We start from the raw sequence: 23,349 nt of genomic DNA, 5'->3' as shown, positions 1-23,349 counted from the left end.
AGTTGTTTACAACGATTCGAATTACTTGTCTTTGAGGCAGGCAACGCCGGGGAGAACTTTGCCTTCGAGGAGTTCGAGGGAGGCGCCACCGCCGGTTGAGATGAAGGTCATCTTGTCACCGAGCTTGGCTTTCTTGACGGCCTTCACGCTGTCGCCGCCACCGATGATGGTCTTGGCGCTGGAATTGGCCGCCACGGCTGCAGCCACGTCGAAGGTGCCCTTGGCGCTGTCCTTGATTTCAAACACGCCCATCGGGCCGTTCCAGATGACCGTCTTGGCCTTGGAGATTTCCTCGGAGAAGAGCTTCACAGACTCGGGTCCGATGTCCACGCCTTCCCAGCCATCAGGGATGCTTTCGCCGACGGAGGTGAACTTCAGGTTGCCGAGCTTCTTGGTGTCGAAGTCAAAGGAGTCGGTGATCATGGCATCCACCGGGATGAGGATCTTAACGCCACGCTCCTTGGCCTTGTCCAGTGCGGCCTGGGCGATGGGCTCCCACTCGGGCTTGTAGAGGCTCTTGCCGATGGAGATGCCTTCGACGATTTTGCGGAAGGTGTAGGCCATGCCGCCGCCGATGATGATGCTGTCCGCCTTTTCGAGCAGACGGTTGATGACGCCGATCTTGTCGTTCACCTTGGCACCACCGAGGATCACCACGAAGGGACGCTCGGGATTTTCGAGTTCGTCGTGCAGCCAGGTGAGCTCCTTCTCCATGAGCAGGCCGGAGACTGCAGGCAGGTAGTCGGCAATGCCGGCCGTGGAGCTGTGCGCGCGGTGGGCGGAGCCAAAGGCGTCGTTCACAAAGATTTCGGCGAGTTCAGCCATGCCCTTGGCCAGGGTGGCGTCATTTTTTTCTTCACCAGCGTGGAAGCGGGTGTTTTCCAGCAGGAGCACATCGCCATTGCCCAGCGCGAGGGCCTTGGCCTTGGCTTCTTCGCCGACGCAGTCGCTAGCGAAGGCCACCGGCCTGCCGATCAAGGCGCTGAGAGCTGGGGCCACAGGAGCCAGGCTCTGCTTGGGATCACGCTGTCCCTTGGGACGGCCCAGATGGCTGGCGAGGATGATCTTGGCACCCTTTTCGATCAGGAAGTTGATGGTGGGCAGGGTCTCCTGGATGCGGGTGGCGTCGGTGATGACCATCTGGCCGTCCTTCTCTTCGAGCGGCACGTTGAAATCAACGCGCACAAAAACGCGTTTTCCGGCGAGGTCGAGGTCACGAATGGTCTGCTTGGGCATGATGGTTTTTTGATGAGGGGTAAACAAGCCGCAAGGCGGCGGGGGCGGGATTCCTAGCACAGAGCGTGCTCGGTGCGCATGCAATTTTTTGCGGACCGGCGCGACGAACTGGGCGAAATGCCTATCTCTCATTCAAGTCCAGCCGGTGAATCTCCAGGGGAAGCTCCTGCTCCAGGTATTCGATCAGGCTTTTCACCCGCTGTGGCAGGTGCTCATGGGCCGAATGAGCAATCTGGAGGTCTATGGGGGCCAGATGCCAGTCTGGGAGAAGCTGCACCAACCGTCCGGCGGTGATGTCACGGGCGGCCATCCACTCCGGCAGGATGGTGAATCCTGCCCCCTCGATAGCGGCCTCCCGCAGAGCCGTCACGGTATCCAGCAGCATGACCGGGATCAGCTTGAGCTTTTTGACCTGCCTGGTTCTTTCGAGCTCCACACGGTCGCGGGAGTAGAAATGCGGCTGCAGAATTCCCAGCCAAGGCAGATGATTGAGGTCGTCCGGCCTGATAGGAAGCCTGTGATATTTAAGAAGAGACGGGGCTGCCACCAGCCTGCGGTTGAGCTGGGCGATCTTACGGATTGTGACCCGGCGGTCGGTGGGAGCGCCAACCATGATGCCGCAGTCAAAGCCCTCTTTGATGAATTTGGTGGGCCGGTTGATAAGGTGCAGCTCGGTGGTGACGTCTGGGTGCAGCTTTTGAAAGCGCGAGAGCACACGGGAGACGATCCACTGCCCCACATCCACCACGGAGACCATCCGCAAGTGCCCGCGCAAGGCGCGGCGCTCCGAGCGCAAACGGCTGCCTAGACGATCCGCCACAGTGAGAAGCTCCCTGGCATCTGACAGCACAATGATGCCGGCATCCGTCAGTCTCATGGTGCGGGTATCTCGACGAATCAAGGGGGCTCCGATCTGGGCCTCCAGCGCAGCCAGGTGCCTGCTCAGCGTAGGCTGCGCGATGCCCAGCACCCTGGCGGCACGCGAGATGCTTCCGGAATCGGCAATCTGCACAAATTCACGAACATGCTGGAGGTCATTGAGGGAACTCATGCATTTATTGTATAAGTGATATGTCGATTATGCACTATTTAAGCGGTGACTGAGTTCGTAACTCTGCACATGCAGCGCGCACTGTTCTTTCCCATTCTCCGCACCACAGCCCTGCGGCGGGCCTTCGCAGGCCTGCTCATCCTGAGCTCCCTGACCGCCTGCAAACGCAGCAACAACGCCGCCGCAGGCCCTCCGCCCACAGCAGCCCCTGAAGTGACCGTGGCCAAGCCGATAGCCAAAAGGCTCATGGACTGGGATGAATTTACCGGGCGACTGACTGCGCGCAAACGCGTTGAGGTTCATGCACGTGTATCTGGATATGTGACCAAAGTCAGCTTCAAGGAAGGTGCCGAGGTCAAGGCGGGAGATGTGCTCTTTACTATTGATCCACGCCCCTACCAAGCTGTGGTCGAACGCGCTGAGGCCATGCTGGCCCAGGCCAAGTCTGCAGCCGAGGTGGCGAGCGTGGAAGCACGAAACGCCACCGCCCTGCGTCAAGGGCAGGCCATTTCGGTGGAGGAGTCCGAACGCCGTCTGAAAAGTGCCACCGGTGAAATGGCGGGCGTGCGTGGTGCTGAGGCGGCCCTGCGCGCCGCCAAGCTGGATCTCGAATTCACCGAAATCCACGCCCCAATCAGCGGGCGCATCAGTGATGCGCGTGTCACTGAGGGCAACCTCGTCAGCGGTGGGAACCAGGGAGCCACGCTGCTGACCACCATCGTCGAGCTGGACCCCATTTACTGCGAGATCGAGGCCGATGAGCGTTCTGTTCTCAAATACCGCGAGATGCATAAGACTGGCGAGCGCACGAGCGCCATGTTTGCCCGCATTCCAGCCCAGATGGAACTGCTGAACCAGGATGGCTGGCCCAACCACGGAGAGATCGATTTCGTGGACAACCAGCTCAATCCCGCCACCGGCACCATCCGTGCCCGTGCGGTTTTTCCCAATGCCGACCGCCTCATGTCCCCGGGCTTTTTTGCCCGCGTGCGCATCCCCGGCAGCGGCGAGTATGACGGCCTGCTGATTCGAGATTCTGCTGTGGGAGACGACCAGGGCAGCAGCTTTGTGTGGGTGCTGGATGCCGAGGACAAGGCCGTTTACAAACCTGTCACACTGGGCCCGCTTCTGGATGGCATGCGTGTCATCCGCAAAGGACTGAAAGCGGACGACCGAGTGGTCGTGCTGGGCCTCATGAGTGTGCGCAACGGAGTGAAAGTGAAGGCCACACTGACCGACATGCAGCCTGCGGCGGAAGCCACCAAATAACACTGACATGAATTTCGCCCGCTTCTTTGTGGACCGGCCCATCTTTGCGGCCGTGCTGAGCATCGTCATCACCCTGCTGGGTGTGCTCGCCTATGTGGCGCTGCCCATCGCGCAATATCCCGAGGTCATTCCCCCCACCGTTGTCGTCTCGGCCACCTATCCAGGCGCGGATGCACGCACTCTGGCAGAAACCGTCTCCACGCCGCTGGAGCAGGAAATCAACGGTGTGGAGGACATGCTGTATCTCTCCTCCTCATCCACGAGCGATGGCAAGGTGCAGATCACAGTGACCTTCCGCCTGGGCTCAGACCTGAACGAGGCGCAGGTGCTGGTGCAAAACCGCGTGAATGCCGCTGTCTCCCGTCTGCCGGAGGAGGTGCGCCGTCTGGGTGTGAATGTGAACAAGCGCTCGCCCGACCTGACCTTGTCAGCCCAATTCTACAGTCCTGACGGATCACGTGATGTCGCGTACCTGAGCAACTACGTCACGCTGCAGGTGCAAAACGAGCTCGCCCGCATTCCAGGCGTGGCAGAGGCTTCAGCACTGGGTGGGATGGATTACTCGATGCGCATCTGGCTGGACCCGGAAAAAGTCGCCGGCTTGGGCCTGACAGCGGGTGATATTGTGCGTGCGATCCGCGAGCAAAACGTGCAGGTGGCCGCTGGCTCGCTAGGCCAGCCGCCGGCCTCCAAGGACTCGGAGTTTCAATACACGCTCACGGCACCCGGTCGCCTGAAGAAGGTCGAGGAGTTTGGTGATATCGTGCTCAAGACCGGAAAGCAGGGCGACGTGGTGCGACTGGCCAATGTGGCGCGCATCGAACTGGGCTCCCGCGACTACTCCAGCCGCACCTACATGGACGGGTACAATGCCGTGTCTCTTCGCGTGTTTCAGCTTCCGGGCAGCAACGCCATTGCGACTGCTGATGCCGTCTATGCACGCCTCAAACAACTCAAGGAACGCTTTCCGCCGGGCATCGACTACGCCATCAACTACGACACCACCAAGTTTGTCCGTTCCTCGATCAAGTCAGTGCTGAACACGCTGATGGAGGCGATCCTGCTAGTCGTGTTCGTCGTCATCATCTTCCTGCAAAACTGGCGAGCCTCAATCATTCCGCTGCTGGCTGTTCCCGTGTCGCTTATCGGGACACTGGCCGTGATGCAGTGGATGGGTTTCTCGCTCAACAACCTTTCGCTGTTTGGGCTGGTGCTCGCCATCGGGATCGTGGTGGACGATGCCATCGTGGTGGTGGAGAACGTCGAGCGAAACATCGCGCTGGGCCTAAGCCCGCGAGAGGCCTCCGTGCGTGCCATGAATGAGGTGAGCGGGGCCGTCATCGCGGTGGCGCTGGTGCTCTGCGCCGTGTTCGTGCCCACGGCTTTCATCAGCGGAATCACCGGCCAGTTTTACCGTCAGTTCGCGCTGACTATCGCGGTCTCCACCGTGATCTCCGCCTTCAATTCCCTGACGCTGAGCCCTGCGCTCTGCGCCCTGCTGCTGCAGCCGCATGGGGTTAAGCAGGACTGGTTCACACGTATGCTCAACCTCCTTCTGGGGTGGTTTTTCAAGGGCTTTAATCGTGTGTTCCAGCTTGGCTCAGACCTGTATGCTTCTCTTGTCGGAAAGCTCATCCGTCTGGCGCTGCTGGTACTTATTGGTTATGGCGCGCTGATCGGGCTGGCGGGCAAACTCTTCCAGGATGTGCCCGGCGGCTTCATCCCCTCTCAGGACATGGGCTATGCCATCGTTTTGGTGCAGTTGCCAGACGCCGCGGCCTTTGAACGGACCGACGCCGTGGTGCGCAAGATGGACGCGATGGCACGTGAGATTCCCGGAATAGCGCACACCTTTGCCATCTCTGGTTATTCCTCCGTGCTGCAGGCAAACCAGCCCAACGTCGGCGCGGCTTTCCTTGTTTTTGACGACTTTGCGAAGCGCCAGTCTCCAGACCTGAAGGGAGATGCACTCCTGACAGTCATCCGCAAAAAATTCTCCACCATTCAGGAGGGGCGCGTGCTCGTGCTGCCACCGCCGCCTCTCCGTGGTCTTGGAAACGCAGGAGGCTTCAAAATACAGGTTCAGGACCTCAACAACGCAGGCTTGCCAGCACTGGAGGCCGCGACGCAAAAGCTGCTGGCCGCGGCCCAGCAGGAACCTGGTCTGATCTCCCTCATTACTGGCTTCCGAGCCCGGACTCCCCAGTTCAAGCTGGAGATCAACCGTGCGCAGGCCAAGACCATGGGTGTGTCTTTGGCAGACCTCAATGAAGCGCTGCAGATCTACCTCGGCTCTGTGTATGTGAACGACTTCAACCTTTTCGGCCGCACCTACCAGGTGACCGCACAAGCGGATGCGGAATACCGCAAAGATCCATCGGATGTGAGCCGCATCAAAATCCGTAACCAGGCAGGCGAAATGGTGCCGCTGGCAGCGCTGGTGAAAGTAGTGAAAACCGGCGGCGCCGACCGCGTGCAGCGCTACAACCTTTACTACTCCGCCGATATCAACGGCAATACCCTGCCCAGCGTCAGCTCCGGCCAGATGATCGAAAAGATTGAGCGCCTGGCCAAGGAACACCTGCCAGTGGGATTTGCCATCGAGTGGACCGACCTGACCTACCAGCAGATTCTGGCTGGGGACACGCTCATCTACATCTTCCCCCTGTGCGTGATCTTCGTCTTCCTGGTGCTCTCCGCCCAGTATGAGAGCTGGAGCCTGCCTATGGCCATCATCCTCATCGTGCCGATGTGCCTTCTCTCGGCCATTGGCGGCGTGTGGCTGCGAGCGCAAGACAACAACATCTTCACGCAGATCGGGCTGGTGGTGCTCGTGGGCCTCGCGGCCAAAAACGCCATCCTCATCGTGGAGTTTGCCAAGCAGCTGCAAGACAGCGGCATGGACCGTGTGAAAGCGGCTGTAGAGGCCTGCCGCCTGCGCCTGCGCCCGATTCTCATGACCAGCTTTGCCTTCATCCTTGGGGTGCTGCCGCTGGTGCTCGCCAAGGGTGCCGGTGCAGAAATGCGCCAGGCGCTTGGCACGGCGGTGTTCTTCGGCATGATCGGGGTCACCATCTTCGGCCTTCTTTTCACGCCTGTGTTTTACGTCATCATCCGCGCCTTCGTCGAGCGCCGCGAAAGCCGCCGTCAGTCCGTTGCCACCGCCCCTGTGATTCATGAAGCCCACTAGCTCCCTCCTCTTCATCGTCTGCCTGGTTTCCAGCTGCAATGTGGGGCCAAAGTTCGTCAAGCCTCGGCCCAAAATGCCTGCGGACTATGCCTCCCGCAGCACGCAGGAGCAGCGGGCCCACGAGGTGGACACCGCTTGGTGGCGCAAGCTCAACGACAGCACACTGAACGAACTGGTGGCGCAAGCCGAGGCTCAGAACAAGGACATCGCCGCCGCACGTGCGCGCCTGCTGGAGGCACGTGCTCTGTGGCGAGAGTCCCGTTTCAACTATGCGCCCACGGTCACGCTGGGCTCCACGTATGAAAACACCCGCAGCGGCGCCACATCCTTCTCAGGCCTGCGCACGCGCGACTACGAGTTGTACCGCACCGGATTTGATGCAGACTGGGAGCTGGATTTCTTTGGCCGCATCCGCAATTCCGTGAAAGCCGCCAAGGCCAACTCCAGCGCCATGGACACCAATCTGCAGGACCTGCTGATCTCCCTGCAGTCCGAGGTGGCCAGCAACTACATGGAGCTACGCGGAGCCCAGGCCCAGCTGACCGTGGCGAATGAAAACGCCAGCAATCAGCGAGATGCCCTGCACATTGCCGAAGCCTCGCTCAAAGGCGGCCGCGGTACTCAGCTGGACGTGGCGCGGGCAAACGCGCTATGGAACGCCACCATGGCACAGATCCCCACCTACCAGGAAAACGTCGCCAGGTCGATTCACCGCATTGCCGTGCTTTGCGGGCAAAATCCGTCTGAACTCCGGGCCAAACTGCAGGTGAGCAAAAAGCAGCCCGCAGTCCCGGGTCACATCGGCATCGTCAAACCGGCCGAACTGCTGCGCCGCCGTCCGGACATCCGCACCGCCGAAAATATTCTGGCAGCAGAAACAGCACGCATTGGTGTGGCCGTGGCGGATCTGTTCCCGCGTGTCACTTTTAACGGTCGCATTGGGTTTGAAGCCGCCTCACTCGCATACATGGGTGACCGCCCCAATGCTGACGGCTACAGTTTTGGCCCCCGGATCACCTGGGCTGCGTTCAATCTAGGCCGCGTTAAACAACAGATCGCAGCCGCAGGAAAGCGCGCTGACGCCGCCCTGGCCCGCTATGAGCAGACAGTACTTCTGGCGCTCGAAGAGGCCGAAAACGCGCTGACGGTTTATGATCGCGAACGCCTTCGCCTACGCCATCTGGAAGCCTCCGCAGCCTCAGCGCGCGAAGCCGCCACCCTGGCTCGCAAGCGCTATCAGGACGGCATCGCGGACTTCCTGACCGTGCTGGACGCAGAACGCATGGCCCTCGGTGCGCAGAATGACATCGTCGTCAGCCGCACCCGCGTGGCTACTGCCTGGGTGACGATTTACAAAGCCATGGGCGGTGGCTGGAACGGTTAAGCCCCTCCTCGCTGCGCTCACCTTCAGCAGAAGACACCTTTGGATGGGCTGCAAAGTTTGTCTGACGACTCTTCGATCTTGTTTGCCGGAATAGACAGTGCGCTCAGCTTTACGGGCCCACCATCAGCAGCTGACCTTCGCTTTTTGGCACGCCACCTTTCTTCTCGACGCTGAGGGCAAATTTGGCCTCCCCTTTCACAGCTTCGACAGGTTTGAAAACGGTTTTCACCGATCCTTTAGGATCGACGGTCACCACCCCAGCGCTGACTGGATCAGGCTTGCTGGGATCCACGACCCAAAGCTGGTAGTCTTTGTCAGACTCCACCTTCGGCATTTTGTCGAGCACGATCACGCCCTGACCGCGCTTCTGGTCCCAAACCACCAGCATTTCGCTGCGGCGGTATTCCCAGACCTTGCTCTGAAGTGTGGCAATCTGGAGCTGGGATTCCTGCTCCTGCTTTTTCAGCGCCTCTAGATCGGCGGTAAGTTTGGCAATCTGGGCGCTGGCATCGGTTTCACGCTTGCGGAGCGTGTCGATCTCCACCTGGAGGGCTTTTTTCTGCGCCTCGTATTCGTCGCGGCGTTTTTTGAGCTCTTCTTCCAGCGTGCGCGCCTTGGCTTTGCCATCGTCCACGACAGGAGCGACTGGATTAACGGGAGGGGCAATCGCGCGGGAGGCGGCAGCCAGCTGCTCCTTCATACCGGCACGCTCGCTCCACAGCCAGATAGATGCCACGGCAAAACTGGCGGCCAGAGCCCAGCCAGCACCACCAATGATGGCACCGCGAGAAAGACCGATGCCCTTCACCCCTTTGGCACGCATTTTAGCGCGGATGCGCTTCTTCATGTCGGCGGGGGGCGCCACAGGATGAACGAGATAACCAAGCTCCGCCGCAGTCAAATCAAGCTCGAGCCCCAGCGTACGCAGATCTTTGTCCCGTGTGGTGGTGCCGTCCAGTGTACGCTTCTCGTCGCTCTCCAGCATGCCAAGGGCATTCATGGCGGCCAGTTCTTCAAATCGTTCCTGTTCCATTATGCCCCTCCTTTCAAAAGATCGCGCAGGCGCAGCAGCCCGCGGCGGATGTTGGTCTTTACAGTGCCCAGCGGCATGCCGAACGATTCAGCGATCACGTGGTGAGTGAGTCCTTTGAGAAAGGCACATTCAATGAGCTGGCGCTGCTCCTTGGGCAGTTCATTCAGCGCCTGACGCACCGCCTCGCCGCGCTCAGCATCCTGCAGGGCTTCATCAGCAGCCTGGGAGGAGCCACCGAGGGTGGTCTGCTCCAGCACCGCACCATCCACGAGTCGGTTTCTGCGGCCAAGCATGCGCATGCGATCGATCGCCTTGTGGCGGAAGAGCATGACCGCCCAGGTGAAAGCCTTGCTTCGCTCAGGATCAAAACTGGGAGCACGCTCCCAGAGCTGCACAAAGCCCTCCTGCAACACCTCTTCTGCCTCTTTTTCATCATAGAGCATCTGACGCAGAAGGCCGAACAGGCGTGGTGCCAGCCTGTCGTAGAGCTGGTCAAACGCGCGCGCGTCCCCACGTCCAGCACGCTGGAGCAGTTCATCTTCGCTGAGTTCTGGCTGGCTCATGGGAGTTTGGCACGCTGGCGTAGCCGGATAGGCTGCCAAGCGCGGATTCCATGCCAGAGCTATTGCGGTCACACAAGTTTTTGCGTCATGAAAGACGCTCCGGATTCAAAAAAAATCATTTTATGCTCACCAAGCGGCAGTTTCGGGTGAAAAGCAGGGCAGATTCGATCTTTTCAGGTGGCAGCCCCGTGAGCCGCCTCAAGGCCTGCCGATAAAGCAGGATCTGCGGGCGATAACCCGCCGTTTTTTCCGCCAGAGCCTCTTCATCTGGCACCTCGTCTGTTTTGAAATCAATCAGTCGCACGGATTCTTGAGTAACGATGACTCTGTCAAAAACACCACTGATCCAGCTTCCCTCATGGATAAGGTCAAAAGGCTTTTCCCGCCAGGCCTTGGCACCGGCTCCTGGCTGGCCGAAGGCATATGATGCCGCTGCAGACTGCAGGACGCCACGCACCATGGCCAGCGCCGCCGCCTCCACCGCCTCTCCACGCAGGAGACCGAAGTCCCGCCAGCGGGCTTCGAGGTCTTCCATGCCGGAGGTGGAATCCCACCACTCCACGTGGGAAAAGAGTTCGTGCACCAGATTACCCAACCGGCGCCCAGGCTCGCGCCCGGCACTGAAGAGCATGGATCCTTTGACCTGAAAGTCTTCCTCGCCCGAAGGCGTGACCCGTCGGGCCAGTGGCTGATGCTCCCTTAGAAGCCCCCCCACCCCCGCCTTTGTAAGTGCCATTTCAGGTGGTCCTGGAGGATGACAGGGGAGGTGGACGTACCACTCGGGATCGCCCGTCTGCCACTCGGTTAGACAGGGACCGGAGGAGTCGCCCTCGCCTTCCACGGCCAGCATCCGGCGCACAAATTGCGCCTCCTTCATCGTGGGCTCCTTGGCCTTGGGCGGTGGCTCAGCGATCATGTATAGACCACGTTTTGCCCGTGTCATAGCCACGTAAAGGCGGCAAAGCGACTCAAATCCAGCCCTCTGCCGGGCTGTATCCTGCTCCTGCTTCAGCGCCTCGTGGAACGGGGCAAAAATGCGAGGCGGCTCCTGCAACACCCACGAAACCCTCCCCTGAGCGTCACGACTGACGAGCAGCGACCGTGACCGCACATGGCTCATCGAATCGCCGTCCATATCCGGCAAAATGACCACATCAAACTCCAGCCCCTTGGCTTTGTGCACCGTCATCACCTGCACCGCATTGGCCGCACCGCGCACCTGCACAGGCATTTCACGCACATGCAGCAGAAAGGCATCGATGTCCCGAGAGCCGCCTGAGTCGAAAGCGGCGGCCATTTCGCCAAACTGCCGCAGCCGTAGTTCGTGAAACACATCCATTTCCGGCAGCATGGCGCGGAGGTGCTGCGCCCATGCCTCCACAAAGCCGACAAAGCCATGCTCCAGCACGCAACGACGCACCTGCTGGCAGGTCCATTGCCAGCCACGGTCCGGCGTTTCGATCTGTGGCCAGAGCGGCGTCATTTTAAGGTGCTCCAGCGCCAGGATATCCCCTGGATGCGCCGCCAGTTGCAAAAGCGAAAGCAGCGCCAGCGTGACAGCGTTGTCCGTGGCGGGATAGATCTGCGACTCGCACACGACCTCCATGCCCGTGGTGGCGCGCAGTTCCTCGGCAATCGCGTTGGCACTTCTGTTGCCCCGCACCAGGACGGCGCAGGTCAGCCCGCGCTCCAGGGGGCGGATCTCGTTCAGCAGTGCCGTCACTGCGGGCGTGGTGCCAGTGCTGCGCTGTCCTTCTTCATTCTGCACACTGAGCAGCGCCGCGCAGCCTCTCACATTCTTGTTCCGCTCCGCAGCCAGATGCCTCTTGAATGCAAAGCCTGCGGTGCATCCGGGCAGCAACGCCTCGATCCTGGCCTCGTCTTCGAAAACCGCATTCACTGCCTCCAGCACCGCCGGAGCGCTTCGGAATGACTGGCTGAGTGTCTGCGGTTCCAGCCCCTCTTCATCATGGCCCGGCCACTGGCGGAGCACATCGTCAAACAGCCCCGGCTCTGCCTGTCGCCAGAGGTAAATGGACTGCTTGGGATCTCCAACGGCGTAGAAGCTGCGCCTGCCGGAATCATCCTGCATCACCTCGTCCACCAGACCGCTGACGACGTTCCACTGCACGCGGCTCGTATCCTGGAATTCGTCGAAAAGCCAGTGGTCGTAGCGGCCGTCGAGGCGAAACCACAAATCAGCACTCTCTCCGTCAGCCCACTCGGCACCATCCGTGGAGGCAGCTGCCAGCAGGCGCTGCACATCGGCAAAGGAGAGCCGGCCACGCGCCCGCACACGCCGTGAGTATTCGACCTCATAGAGAGACATCAAAGCCGCCATGCCTTGGGTGCGCTGCACCCGGCAGGACAGCTCCTGCTGCAGCAGCAGTCCTGCCACACGCACCCAGGCGCGCGCCACTTCGCCGCTGAGTTCAGTTTTTTTGCCTCTTCCCCAGCTGATATCCGCCCTGCCAGCCTGCAGCTCCGGCCAGACAGCGCTCGTCTTTTCTAGAAAGTACTTCACCCGCAGCGGCAGAGTGGCTCCAGGCTCCCAGGCAGAGGCTTGGGCAATGAGCTGGTCCAAAAAATCCCTTCCTTCGTCCGTGCGTGGCGCAAAGCGATCTTGCAGGGCCTGCAGCGCGGCTCCCAGGCCGCTTGCCCCCTCCTTCTCCAGTCCAGGCAGTGCCCCCCAGCGAGAGCCATCGCCACTGTCCAACCAGGTGGCGTGATGGTCATCGATCCAGGACTCCAGACTGCCGGCAGCGCTGCGCTCTTCGATGCCAAAGGTGGCCTGTTTAAACCCCTCCAGCAATGCCCGGCCAGCCTGATCATCCCGCGAGGAATGGATCTGCTCCAGCAGGGCATCCAGCGCCTCCCGCCGCGCTTGCGCAGCCTCGTTTTCCGCCATCACAGTGGCCCCCAGCGGCAGGCCAAGCTCCAGAGGAAAGCAGGCGGTGATACTGGAGAAAAAACTGTCCATCGTCCCAAGCCGCAAACGATGCAGCCGCTGGGTGACCCTGCGCAGCAAGTCGCTGAAATCGGGCCATTCCGCAGGCAGGGGCTCTACACCCGCGAGATAAGAATGCGCATCTCCAGGCTGCTGGGAAAGCACCGAAAGCCGCTGCAGAATTCGCTGGAAGAACTCCCCCGCCGCCTTGCGGGTAAAGGTCATCGCAGCAATGCTCTCGGGCGGTTGCCCAAGCGTGAGCAGATGCAGATGCCGCCGCACCAGCTGGTAGGTCTTACCAGAGCCGGCTGAGGCGGAAACAAGGATGTGACGGAGATGGTTCAATCGAGACCACGATGCAAGCCCACAGCGTGCGCCGTGTCCAGCGCTGTCACTTCTCCACCCAGCGCCTGATCCTGGGCAGGGCCAGCACCAAGGCGATGATGACCGAAGCCCCTGCGTAAAAGCCCGAACTCATGAACTCAGAACGTCCAAAAATCAGCGCAGCAAGCACGATACCGTAAACCGGCTCCATGTTGTAAACCACGTTCACAGTGAAAACGCTGACTCGACGCAGCACATCCATGAAGGCGGCATAAGCAGCCGCAGTGCAGACGAGCCCGAGCAGACCCACCCAGATAATCGAAGGCCCATGGGGAATCGCAGGCGCCAGCCCTCCCTCCAGCCACGGCCGTGAAAATAGAGCTGCCAAACAGGCCCCAGCCATCTGATAACTGCCGATGACACTCCAGTGCATCTCGCGAGAGACCTGCTGCTTGCTCATCGTGGCAAAAAAGGCGGCAAGCACAGCGGCAGCAATGGCCACCGAAAAGCCCTGCCAGTACCGGAATTCCACCTGATAGATCAGCCAGACCGCACCGACCATCACCGCCCCCACCAGAAGCTCCGCCGGCCTCCAGCGCCGACTCCCATCAATGAGAGGCTCGATCAGCGAGCACCAAAGCATGGCTGTGGGCATGGCCGCAAGACACACCGAGGCTGTGGCCAGCCGGGCCGACCAAAAGAACAAAACCCAGTGCAGCCCGAGAATCGCTCCGACGCCAATCATGGCAGCCGCCTTGGGCAGGGGGACTTTGAGCGCATGTCTACAGACTAGGGCCACTCCCACAAAGCAAACCACCGCCAGTGTGGTGCGCCACACCACCACATCCACCGGCGGCAGGTCAATCAATTTGCCCAAAATGGCCGTGAGTCCCCAGGCAAGCACCACGAGGTGGAGCTGAATGTAGTTGCGCAAATGGGTATGAGACATGGCCTGTGACGAAACTGTTTCTTCGGCCACGAAGCCGCTAAAAACCCGTGATTTCTCAATCCCATACTGGAGAAAAGCAGGCCTGCCACCCCTGCCATGCGTTGTTGGTGCGCAAAATTTGGCAAGAACCTCCCTAGAACTTACGCCTTGACGTGGAGCACTGTGGAAGCAGTACTGCACGCTTGTTGAGCCCCCTGTCTGGGCGTGCCTTGCCGCCCAGTCTTCTCCCGCTGCCTATATTGCTTTTGCCTATGAATTACGGATTCCACCTCATGTCACGCCTGACACTTTCATCTATCGTGGCCCTCTCTGCCATGATCGTCACCCCGCTGCGGGTTCAGGCTCAAGTGGGTTTCCCCGCAGCCCCCGTGGCCAAGAAGATCGTGCAAGACGTTCAGATCGTTCTCAAGGGTGCGATCAAATTGGATGAAAACCGCATCCGCAGCCAGATGTCCACCCGTGTGGGCCAGCCATTCACCAATGAGTCTGTGGAACGCGATATTCGCACGCTCTATGGCACTGGTGCTGTGGAAAATCTGGACATCCGCGCCGTGGATGTGGCCGGCGGGGTGAAGGTGATCGTGGAAATCATCGGACGCGGTGGCATCGCCGAAATCAAGTTTTACGGCAACACGGCCATCGACAGCGCCAAGCTGCGCAAGGATATCTCTGTCAAGGTTGGCGATCCCGTGGATGACATCAAGCTCGCCGCAGCGAACCAAAAGATCGTGGAGATGTATGAGAAGAAGGGCTTCTCTGACATGACGGCCAACTACGACATCACCCCTTCCGAGCGTGAGGGCTTTTCCACTGTAACCTTCAAGATCGACGAAGGGGCTCGCGGCATCATCCATGACATCCGCTTTGAAGGCAACACCGCCATCAAATCACGCATCCTGCGCGGTCTGATCAAATCCCAGGAGCACCACTTCTGGAATCTCTGGGGCAAAAAGGGCAAGATCAACAACCAGGACCTTCAGGAAGACATCAAGAAGATCGAGCAGGCATTCCAGGACAAAGGCTATGTTTATGCCAAGGTGACCGAAGTGCGTCGGGAGCCTGTCTCCGCCAAACAGATGGACATTGTCTATGTCGTCAACGAGGGGGCAAAATATGACGTCTCGGCCGTCAAGATCTCGGGCAACAGCATCTTCACCTTTGAAGAGCTGAACCGCGGTGTGAAAACTGAAGCGGGTTTCCCATACGTAGGCAGCTATATCAAGGCTGACGAAAAGATGATTCAAGACTACTACGGTTCACGCGGCTACGCCGACGCCCGTGTGGAAACCAGCATCACTGAATCCGGCCCTGGCCAGGTGGCGGTGGCTTTCAGCATCACCGAAGGCACCAAGTCATACATCAGCAAGGTCAACATCTCCGGAAACTCGGTCACCAAGGACGAAGTCATCCGTCGTGAGCTTCCCTTTGCCCCTGGTGAAATCCTCGACACCACAAAAATCGAAACTGGCAAAAACCGCCTGCAAAATCTCAACTACTTCAGCAGTGTGGATGTGCGCAATACTCCGACCACAGCCCCTGGATACAAGGATGTGGACGTGAATGTGGCAGAACAGGCTACTGGAACGGTGAATTTCGGCGCCGGCTTCAGCTCCATCGACAGCATCACCGGTTTCATCCAGGTCACTCAGACCAACTTCGATATCAACGACTGGAAGGACTTCCGTGGTGGTGGCCAGCGTTTCAACACCAACATCCGAGCAGGTGCCCTTCGTCGTGACGTCACCGTCAGCTGGACAGAGCCTTGGTTCCTGGGCCGCGAACTTGCTCTGACCGTTGAAGCGTTCTTCCACAACCTCTACTACCTCTCCAACTTCTTCAATCAGACCAATCTCGGTGCCTCAACCGGGCTGCGCAAACGCCTTGGCGAGCACGCCTACATCGACACCACTTACACCCTGCAGCAAATCAAGGTCCAGGGTATCGCCAGCGGCGCATCACCCACCATCGCGCAAGAAGCAGGCTCCTATATCCAGAGCAAGGTGGAAGCCAACTTGGTGCATGACACCCGTGACAGCGTGTTCATCACCCGCAGCGGCCACAAGTTTGAAGCTGGTGCCATGATGTCAGGCTTGGGAGGCAATGTGCCTGTCTATGGCGCAAACATCGGCGGACAACAGTATTTTAACCTGCCCGGCGACACCATCCTCAGCTTTGAGGGAATGTTCCGCGTGGTCAACAGCTGGCAGGGCAGCAAGAGGGTTCCCATCTTTGAACGCCAGTTCCTTGGAGGTGCCAACAACATTCGCGGTTTTGCCTATCGTCACGCCGGCCCCAAAGACTTCACTGGCGAGCCTATCGGGGGCCTTACATCCATCTACGCCACCAGCGAGTTTTCCGTCCCTGTGCACATCACTGCCAATGCTGACAAATCTCCTCGTGTCGTTTTCTTTGGAGACATCGGCACCATCTCAGGCGCCTCGGGAGCCAACTACGGAAACAGCAAGATTTACTCTGACGCCGGCATCGGCCTGCGCCTCTTCCTTCCCGTGGGCCCCATTCGTGTCGACTACGCCGTGCCGATCGACAAAGACCAGACATCTGGAAGCGGCCGGTTCCAGTTCAACATGGGCTACAAGTTCTAAAAGCCCTCCACGGACATTTTGTTTATCCCCTTTCCCAATCCCCTTCAAACTCCCCTACTTATGATTCGCAGCGCGCTCACCGCCCTCCTACTCCTCGCCACCGCCTCACTTCAGGCTGCAGACCTCAAGATTGGCGTCATCGACATGTCCAAAGTCTTCCAGGAATTCCACAAGACCAAAACCGCTGCCGAAAAGTACAAAGGCAACTACGAAAAGGCCTCCCAGGAGATGAACGAGCGCTCCACGGCTTACAAAAACCTGGCCAATGAAGCACAAAAGCTCCAGAAGATGGCGCAGGACTCCATCATCACTCCTGAGCAGCGCGCCAAATACGGGGCTGACTTCAACGACAAGATGAAGGAACTCCGCTCCATGGAAATGGAGATGCAGGAATTTGCCGAGCGCCGCCAGACTCAGCTCAAGCAGGAGGACATGAGCATCCGCAAGGGCCTGTATGAGGAAATCCTCGACGTCGTCCGCGCCCGCGCCAAGAAAGACGCTTTTGACTTTGTGTTCGACAAGACCGGCGTCAGCCTCTCCACCGTGCCGATCCTCCTGCACGTCCGGGAAGGTGCTGCCACCGACCTTACAGACCAGCTCATCGTCGAACTCAACAAAGACGCTCCCCCTCCGGGAACCGAGCCTAAGAAGGAAGAGGCTGCCCCCAAGGCCGATGCCGCCAAGAAGTAACTTTCCTGGATCATTTTCTAAGAGGGCACGCCGCAGAGCATTGCGTCGTGCCTTTTTTGTTTCAGCTTTCTCTCCACGCCTGATTTCATGAGCCAATCGATCACCCTGCAGAAACTTGCCGAACTTGTCGGAGGCACCATTTCAACTGGCAGCCCTGATAGTGTCATCACTGGACTAAACTCTCTCATGGAAGCCATGCCTGGCGATGTGACGTTTCTCGGCAATGTACGTTACCTGCCAGCTCTGAAGACCACCAAAGCCTCCGCCGCCTTGGTCCCGGAAAATCTGAATGCCGAAGACGCTCGTGAAGGGCTGGCACTTATCCGCCTCAAAAATCCCACCTTGGCGTTTTCACATGTGATCCGCTTTTTTGGTCCTCCAGCCCTCGAGTTCACACCAGGAGTGCATGCCACGGCCACCATCGCTGCTGGTGTCACGCTTGACCCGCAAAAGGTCTGCGTAGGCCCGCATGCTGTCATCGAAAGTGGTGCACAGATCGGAGATGGCAGCACGATTCACGCCGGGGCTTACATAGGACGTGGTGTAAAACTCGGCGAAGCTTGCGTCATCCACGCCAATGCAGTCATCAAGGAGTACTGCGTGCTCGGCCGCCGGGTAATCCTGCACAGCGGCTCCGTGATCGGCAGCGACGGCTTTGGCTACGAGATGGTTCAAGGACGACATCAAAAGATCGACCAAGTGGGCATTGTGCAGATCGATGACGATGTGGAAATCGGCTCCTGCACCACCATTGACCGCGCCCGCTTTGGCCGCACTTGGATCGGTGAAGGCTGCAAAATCGACAACTTGGTGCAGATCGGACACAACTGCACACTCGGAAAGCATTGCATTATCGTCTCACAGACCGGCATCTCCGGCAGCACGCGCCTGGGAAATTATGTCACCATGGGGGGGCAGGTAGGTGTAGCCGGCCACCTGGAGATCGGGGACAAGGTCATGTTCCTGGCCAAGTCCGGCGTCACGAAAAACATCTTGGAGCCCGGCGCCTATACCGGCTACCCGGCGCGCCCGCTCATGGAAGGGCGTAAAATGCTAAGCCTCCCGGCCAAGATCCCGGATCTTCTCGACCGCGTGCGCACTCTGGAGAAGAAAATCGCCGCGCTTGAAGGCAGTGCGACCAACGCCTGAGCCGGACACGTAGCCTCTAATCCCCCCTGCGGAATCCGAGGCCGGACGTTGCCAATGTCCGGTCGTCGGCTAATTTCACCTCCCCCATGACCGCCGCCTCCAATCTCCTCCTCCCCGTGATGCCAGACACCCATGGCCACTTTGGCCAGTATGGCGGCATGTTTGTGCCGGAGACACTCATGTCTGCGCTGTCAGAGCTGACGGACCATTACGAGAAAGCCAAGGCTGATCCCGCATTTCAGAAAGAGCTGGACCGGCTGTTGCACGAGTACGTCGGGCGCCCCACACCGCTTTATTTTGCCGAGCGCTGGACTGAAAAGCTTGGAGGGGCCAAGGTTTACCTCAAGCGTGAGGACCTGCTTCACACGGGCGCCCACAAGATCAACAACGCCCTCGGGCAGATCCTGCTCGCCCAGCGCCTGGGAAAAAAACGCATCATAGCCGAAACTGGAGCAGGACAGCACGGCGTAGCCACCGCCACAGTATGCGCACGCTTCGGCTTTGAATGCGTCATCTATATGGGCAAGGTGGACATGGAGCGTCAGGCGCTGAACGTCGCCCGCATGCGCTTTCTGGGTGCCAAGGTCGTTGCCGTCACAGCCGGTCAGGCCACACTTAAGGAGGCCGTGAACGAGGCCATGCGCGACTGGGTCACCAATGTTCGTACCACCCACTACATCCTGGGTTCAGCACTCGGTTCCCACCCCTTCCCCATGATGGTTCGCGACTTTCATCGCGTTATCGGCGTGGAAGCACGCCGCCAGATTTTGGAACGCGAAGAGCGCCTGCCAGACCTGCTCGTGGCATGCGTGGGCGGGGGCAGCAACAGCATCGGCCTTTTCCATCCCTTCCTGAATGACAAGGACGTGCGTATGACCGGCGTCGAAGCTGGTGGAGACGGCATCATTCCTGAGCGCCACGCCGCGCGCTTCCAAGGTGGCCGCCTCGGTGTCCTCCAGGGCACCAAGACCTGGCTGCTGGCCAATGCTGACGGCCAGATCGAGCTCACCCACAGTGTGAGCGCCGGCCTCGACTACGCCGCCATCGGTCCGGAGCATGCCTGGCTGCATGAGCAAGGTCGCGTCACCTACAACTACGCCACAGATCAGGAAGCACTCGCGGCTTTTCAGGAACTCAGCCAGGTCGAGGGCATCATCCCCGCACTCGAAAGCAGCCACGCCATCGCCGAAGTACGTAAAGTGGCACCCACGATGCGCAAAGACCAGATCATCCTCGCCAACCTCTCGGGCCGTGGCGACAAAGACGTGGCCCAAGCCGCACGCATGATATTCGGCGAGGAGCTGAAGTTCTGATTTTAGGCCATGAAAACTTGGACCGTCGTTTTTGGCCTCGTTCTGGCTGCCTGCGGCGTCCATGCTTCTGCCGCTCCTACGCGCGTACATGTCTTTGTCGCTCTCGCTGACAATGCCACCCAGGGCATCTCTCCAGTCCCGGCCAAAATTGGCAACGGCGATGATGCTGAGTCCAATCTGTACTGGGGTGCCTCCGAAGGATTCAGATCCATCTTTGCCCGCAGCAAGTCCTGGCGGCTCGAAAAAGCAGAGGCCAATCCTACGCTGCAGATATTAGACCGTCGCATTTACCGGAATGCAGCCAAGGATTGCACGCTGGTCGCCGAAGCATGGCGTGGCAAAAACATTCACCAGTGCCTCGAGGCCTTTTTCAACAGCCTGCGGGACCGAAAGTGTGATCTCACAGCTTTCATTGGCCATAATGGGCTCATGGATGAACCCGTGGCAGTCTCCGTTCTGGGCGCAGAAGCACCTCCTACGGATGCCATCATCCTCTGCTGTGTCAGTGGCAGCTATTTCAAACCTCATCTTGCTGCCTTGAAGACCCGCCCGGTGCTCACCACCGAGCAGCTGATGTATCCGGGGGCTTTTGTGCTGAGAGATGCGCTCGATGTCTGGCTGAGCAAAGGAACGTTGTCTGAAATCCGCATGAGCGCCGCCAGGGCCTATGCCGCCAATCAAGGCATCTCCGTCAAAGCCGCAGCAGGCGTGTTTTCCAAACTGGAGTGATTATGAATCCACTTTTTCAGTCCCAAAAGCTCCCTTTGCAGACGGCAAACACCATTGAGGAAGACATGTCGAAGCTGAAATCGCTTCTACACGATTCGCTGTCCCCGCATCTGCCTGCCGGACAGAAGGACATGCGCATTCTCAACCTTGCCTGCGGACGTTGTGATGAGGCGGAGACTTTGATCCAGGTGGGCTCAGATTTGACCCAAGGCGGTGCCGTGGAAATGATCGGCGCAGACATCCGCATCCGGGAAATCCGGCAGGCGCGTGAAACTCACCGCAATCTGCCTGCGCAGTTTTTGATCGAAGACGCCACCAAGATCGACCAGCACAAGGAACTAGGAGATGACTTCAACATGGTGTTTCTACGCCATCAGAACTTCTGGCACGGGCAGGAGCTGTGGAAGAAGATTTTTGACCAGGGCATCGCCAAACTCCGCCCGGACGGCATGCTGGTCATCACGAGCTATTTTGACGTCGAGCACCGGCTGGCCCTCCGTGCCTTGGAGTCGCTTGGCATGGAGGTCGTCAGCAACAAGCGCAACAAGGAAAGCCGGTCCCTGAAGGACGCACCAGGCAAATCGGTGGACCGCTGGGTGGCCGTTTTGCGGCAGCGGCAGGCCTGAGTCCGGCTGCCAAGATCATTTACAAGGCCGCTGCGAAGCGGTATTCTCGTCCCCCTCCCCCTGAAAATTCCATGAATCGTCGTTTTTCCGTCCTCACCCTCATGGCGGCGCTTGCCCTTACCGCTCCGGTGTCACATGCCCAGTCCATCGATACGGGCAGTGACGTGGCGGAGCAGTACTTCCGCGGCTTCGTTCTCAACAATGAGGCTGCCAAACTGGAGGCCTCAGGAGACATCCCGCTGGCACAAAGCAAGTTCAAGCAGGCTGGCGAGATCATGGACAGCATCGCGCGGAACTACCCCACCTGGCAGCCAGAGATGCGTGCTGCGCGCCAGCAGAAGATTCAGGATGCACTCATGCGCCTCCAGTCTCGCGCAGCCACCGCAGCCCAGACACCTGCGCCAGCTCCAGCGCCAGCCGCCGTTCCCACCCCGGCAGTTTCAACACCGGTGGCAGCGGCAGCCCCGACGGCAGCCATCCCCACTCCAGGGGTGCTGGCACAGCCTGCGGCAGCCGCTCCCGCCCCTACTACTGGAGCCCTCCCGAGCCTCAGCGAGATGCTCGGCCAGTGGGAGCTCATGTATAAGCAGCGCGTGCTGGAACTTGAAACAAAAGCCAATCAGCAGCAGCTGGACCTCGGTAAATGGCAGAACTGGTACCAGTGGGCCTCGGGAGAGATCACCACCGCACGCGAACAGAACGATGCACTGGGTAAGAAGGCCGCCGCCATGGAGCAGACCATCCTCGCCATGGGCAAGGACGTGGAGGAAGGCCGCGCTGCTCAGGACAAGATGGGCAAGCTGATGGAGGAAAAAATGGCCGTGGAACTGGAAATGCGCAAAAACGGCCAGCGCCTGCAAGCTGCCGAGGCCGCCTCCAAAGAGGCCTCACAAAAACTGGCTGAAGCCTCCACCAAGATGGCTGACATCGAGCAGGAGCGCTCCAAAATCCTCAAGGAGCGCGAGCAGATCGTGAAGGACCGTGACACCGCGATGGCCCAAAGGGACGATGCGGTGAAGCAGAAGGATGCTGCCGTGAAAGAACGGGATGCCGCCAGTGCACGCAGCCTGGGCCTGCAAGCCGAGGTGGATGACCTCAAGAAGAAAACCGTCAGCTCTGAAATGAAGCGACTGCTGGCCGAGAATGATCGCCTGAAAAAAGAGCTCACAGATGCGCAAAAGCAGGTGGAAACTCTCAAGGCAGATGTGGGCCGCAAAGACAAGGAAATCGCTGATCTGCGCGGACAGCTCACCGGTCTGCAGGGACAGATGGCAGAATTGCGCAAGGAAAGCGCCACCTACCAGACTCAGGTGGCCGAGCTGACCAAGCAGCTCAAGGAACTGCAAGCGGGTGGCATGGAGGGCAAGATGGCCGCCACTCCTGAGCTCACCCAGGAGAATGAACTGCTGCGCGGCATCATCATGCGCCAGCTCCGTGCTCAGCATCGCCAGCAGGCGGCCAAGGATCTCATGATCGCCGAGCTCCAGAAGATGGAGAACGCCTCCAAAGACCTCATCAAGCAGGTCGAGGAGATGAAGGAAGCACGCATGATCCTCACTCCTGATGAAGAGAAGCTTTTCACAGATCCCGTCGCACGTGAACTCCTCGGTGCAAAGGGCGTTCAGGCCACCTTGGTTGCCAGCGCCTCGCCGGACAGCGACAAAAAAATGGCCCAGCCGGAACCGACCTCAGTCGAAAAGCTCATCAATCAAGCCAATGAGTCCTACATGAACAAGGATTTCGGCACTGCCGCCAAGCTCTACCAGGATGCCCTGCGCGCTGAGCCGAAGAACGTCACCGCTCTTATCGGCCTTGGCATCACTCGCCAGCGCGAAAACAAGCACGCTGAGGCGGAAGTGGCTCTGCAAAAGGCACTAGCCTATGATCCGAGCAACGAGCCAGCCTCATTCGCTCTGGGCGTCACCTACTTCAAGCAGGAGCGCTGGAAGGATGCGATGACCTATTTTGAAAAGAGTCTGGCCAAGCGCCCGGACAATGCCAGCGGCAGGCACTACCTGGGCATCATCGCCACCAAGCTGAGCCTCATCGAGCGTGCCGAGCGTGAATTCAAAACAGCGCTGGCCATCGACCCTAGTTATGGCGAAGCCCACTTCAATCTGGCCGTGCTCTACATCACCTGGGATCCGCCGCAGTGGGACAAGGCGCGCGCTGAATACGATGAGGCCATCAAGAAAGGCGTCCGCCCTGATGCCAATCTGGAAAAGCTTCTCCAAGGCGGCAAAGTTTCCCAGCGCTAAGCAGCGCCTGAGGCTCAGGATTCCAACGCCTTCTG

The 23,349-nt window shown here is 59.4% G+C and carries 16 protein-coding genes; 10 read left to right on the top strand and 6 right to left on the bottom strand.

Annotated elements, in window-relative coordinates:
- Nucleotides 1-21 precede the first annotated feature (21 nt).
- Nucleotides 22-1,236, bottom strand: a complete 1,215-nt coding sequence (locus HNQ65_RS21660) for a phosphoglycerate kinase (protein WP_184342951.1) — start codon at nt 1,234-1,236, stop codon at nt 22-24.
- A gap of 121 nt (nt 1,237-1,357) precedes the next feature.
- Nucleotides 1,358-2,287, bottom strand: a complete 930-nt coding sequence (locus HNQ65_RS21655) for a LysR family transcriptional regulator (RefSeq protein WP_184342949.1) — start codon at nt 2,285-2,287, stop codon at nt 1,358-1,360.
- Nucleotides 2,288-2,356: 69 nt separating this feature from the next.
- On the opposite strand from HNQ65_RS21655, the gene HNQ65_RS21650 reads away from it, so the two are divergent.
- Genes HNQ65_RS21650 through HNQ65_RS21640 form a run of 3 tightly spaced genes read left to right on the top strand, consistent with a single transcriptional unit; the run spans nt 2,357 to nt 8,130 of the window.
- On the top strand, nt 2,357-3,556 hold the full coding sequence (locus HNQ65_RS21650; protein ID WP_184342947.1) for an efflux RND transporter periplasmic adaptor subunit: 1,200 nt from the start codon (nt 2,357-2,359) through the stop codon (nt 3,554-3,556).
- Nucleotides 3,557-3,563: 7 nt separating this feature from the next.
- Complete coding sequence (locus tag HNQ65_RS21645; protein ID WP_184342945.1) at nt 3,564-6,746, top strand: efflux RND transporter permease subunit; 3,183 nt, start codon at nt 3,564-3,566, stop codon at nt 6,744-6,746.
- Nucleotides 6,733-8,130, top strand: a complete 1,398-nt coding sequence (locus HNQ65_RS21640) for an efflux transporter outer membrane subunit (protein WP_184342943.1) — start codon at nt 6,733-6,735, stop codon at nt 8,128-8,130. The genes HNQ65_RS21645 and HNQ65_RS21640 overlap by 14 nt, the downstream gene beginning before the upstream one ends.
- A 109-nt stretch (nt 8,131-8,239) precedes the next feature.
- On the opposite strand, the gene HNQ65_RS21635 is transcribed toward HNQ65_RS21640, so the two are convergent.
- The 4 genes from HNQ65_RS21635 to HNQ65_RS21620 all read right to left on the bottom strand — a co-directional run bounded on the left by HNQ65_RS21635 (nt 8,240) and on the right by HNQ65_RS21620 (nt 13,946).
- Entirely contained in the window at nt 8,240-9,163 is a 924-nt protein-coding gene (locus HNQ65_RS21635) for an anti-sigma factor domain-containing protein (RefSeq protein WP_184342941.1), read from the bottom strand.
- The gene (locus HNQ65_RS21630) at nt 9,163-9,726 is read right to left on the bottom strand and encodes an RNA polymerase sigma factor (RefSeq protein ID WP_184342939.1); all 564 of its coding nucleotides are present in this window, start codon (nt 9,724-9,726) and stop codon (nt 9,163-9,165) included. Before HNQ65_RS21630 ends, HNQ65_RS21635 begins: the two co-directional genes overlap by 1 nt.
- Before the next feature lie 115 nt (nt 9,727-9,841).
- A complete protein-coding gene (locus HNQ65_RS21625; RefSeq protein WP_184342937.1) occupies nt 9,842-13,018 on the bottom strand; it encodes a UvrD-helicase domain-containing protein in 3,177 nt (1,058 codons plus the stop codon).
- Between the two features lie 46 nt (nt 13,019-13,064).
- Nucleotides 13,065-13,946, bottom strand: coding sequence for a DMT family transporter (locus HNQ65_RS21620; RefSeq protein WP_184342935.1), 882 nt, complete (start codon nt 13,944-13,946; stop codon nt 13,065-13,067).
- Nucleotides 13,947-14,218: 272 nt separating this feature from the next.
- On the opposite strand from HNQ65_RS21620, the gene bamA reads away from it, so the two are divergent.
- The 7 genes from bamA to HNQ65_RS21585 all read left to right on the top strand — a co-directional run bounded on the left by bamA (nt 14,219) and on the right by HNQ65_RS21585 (nt 23,314).
- Nucleotides 14,219-16,549, top strand: coding sequence for an outer membrane protein assembly factor BamA (gene bamA / locus HNQ65_RS21615; protein WP_184342932.1), 2,331 nt, complete (start codon nt 14,219-14,221; stop codon nt 16,547-16,549).
- Between the two features lie 60 nt (nt 16,550-16,609).
- Entirely contained in the window at nt 16,610-17,239 is a 630-nt protein-coding gene (locus HNQ65_RS21610) for an OmpH family outer membrane protein (protein WP_184342930.1), read from the top strand.
- An 87-nt stretch (nt 17,240-17,326) separates the two neighbouring features.
- On the top strand, nt 17,327-18,388 hold the full coding sequence (gene lpxD / locus HNQ65_RS21605) for a UDP-3-O-(3-hydroxymyristoyl)glucosamine N-acyltransferase (RefSeq protein WP_184342928.1): 1,062 nt from the start codon (nt 17,327-17,329) through the stop codon (nt 18,386-18,388).
- Between the two features lie 86 nt (nt 18,389-18,474).
- A complete protein-coding gene (gene trpB / locus HNQ65_RS21600; protein ID WP_184342926.1) occupies nt 18,475-19,701 on the top strand; it encodes a tryptophan synthase subunit beta in 1,227 nt (408 codons plus the stop codon).
- Between the two features lie 9 nt (nt 19,702-19,710).
- Entirely contained in the window at nt 19,711-20,430 is a 720-nt protein-coding gene (locus tag HNQ65_RS21595) for a hypothetical protein (RefSeq protein WP_184342924.1), read from the top strand.
- Nucleotides 20,431-20,432: 2 nt separating this feature from the next.
- The gene (locus HNQ65_RS21590; RefSeq protein ID WP_184342922.1) at nt 20,433-21,056 is read left to right on the top strand and encodes a class I SAM-dependent methyltransferase; all 624 of its coding nucleotides are present in this window, start codon (nt 20,433-20,435) and stop codon (nt 21,054-21,056) included.
- Nucleotides 21,057-21,127: 71 nt separating this feature from the next.
- Nucleotides 21,128-23,314: a tetratricopeptide repeat protein gene (locus tag HNQ65_RS21585; RefSeq protein ID WP_184342920.1), complete on the top strand. Its 2,187-nt coding sequence runs from the start codon at nt 21,128-21,130 to the stop codon at nt 23,312-23,314.
- Nucleotides 23,315-23,349: the final 35 nt, after the last annotated feature.

Origin of the sequence: Prosthecobacter vanneervenii (assembly GCF_014203095.1) — a bacterium.
GTDB lineage: Bacteria > Verrucomicrobiota > Verrucomicrobiia > Verrucomicrobiales > Verrucomicrobiaceae > Prosthecobacter > Prosthecobacter vanneervenii.
Note: the sequence above shows the minus strand (reverse complement) of the source record. Positions and strands in the feature narration are given on the sequence as shown.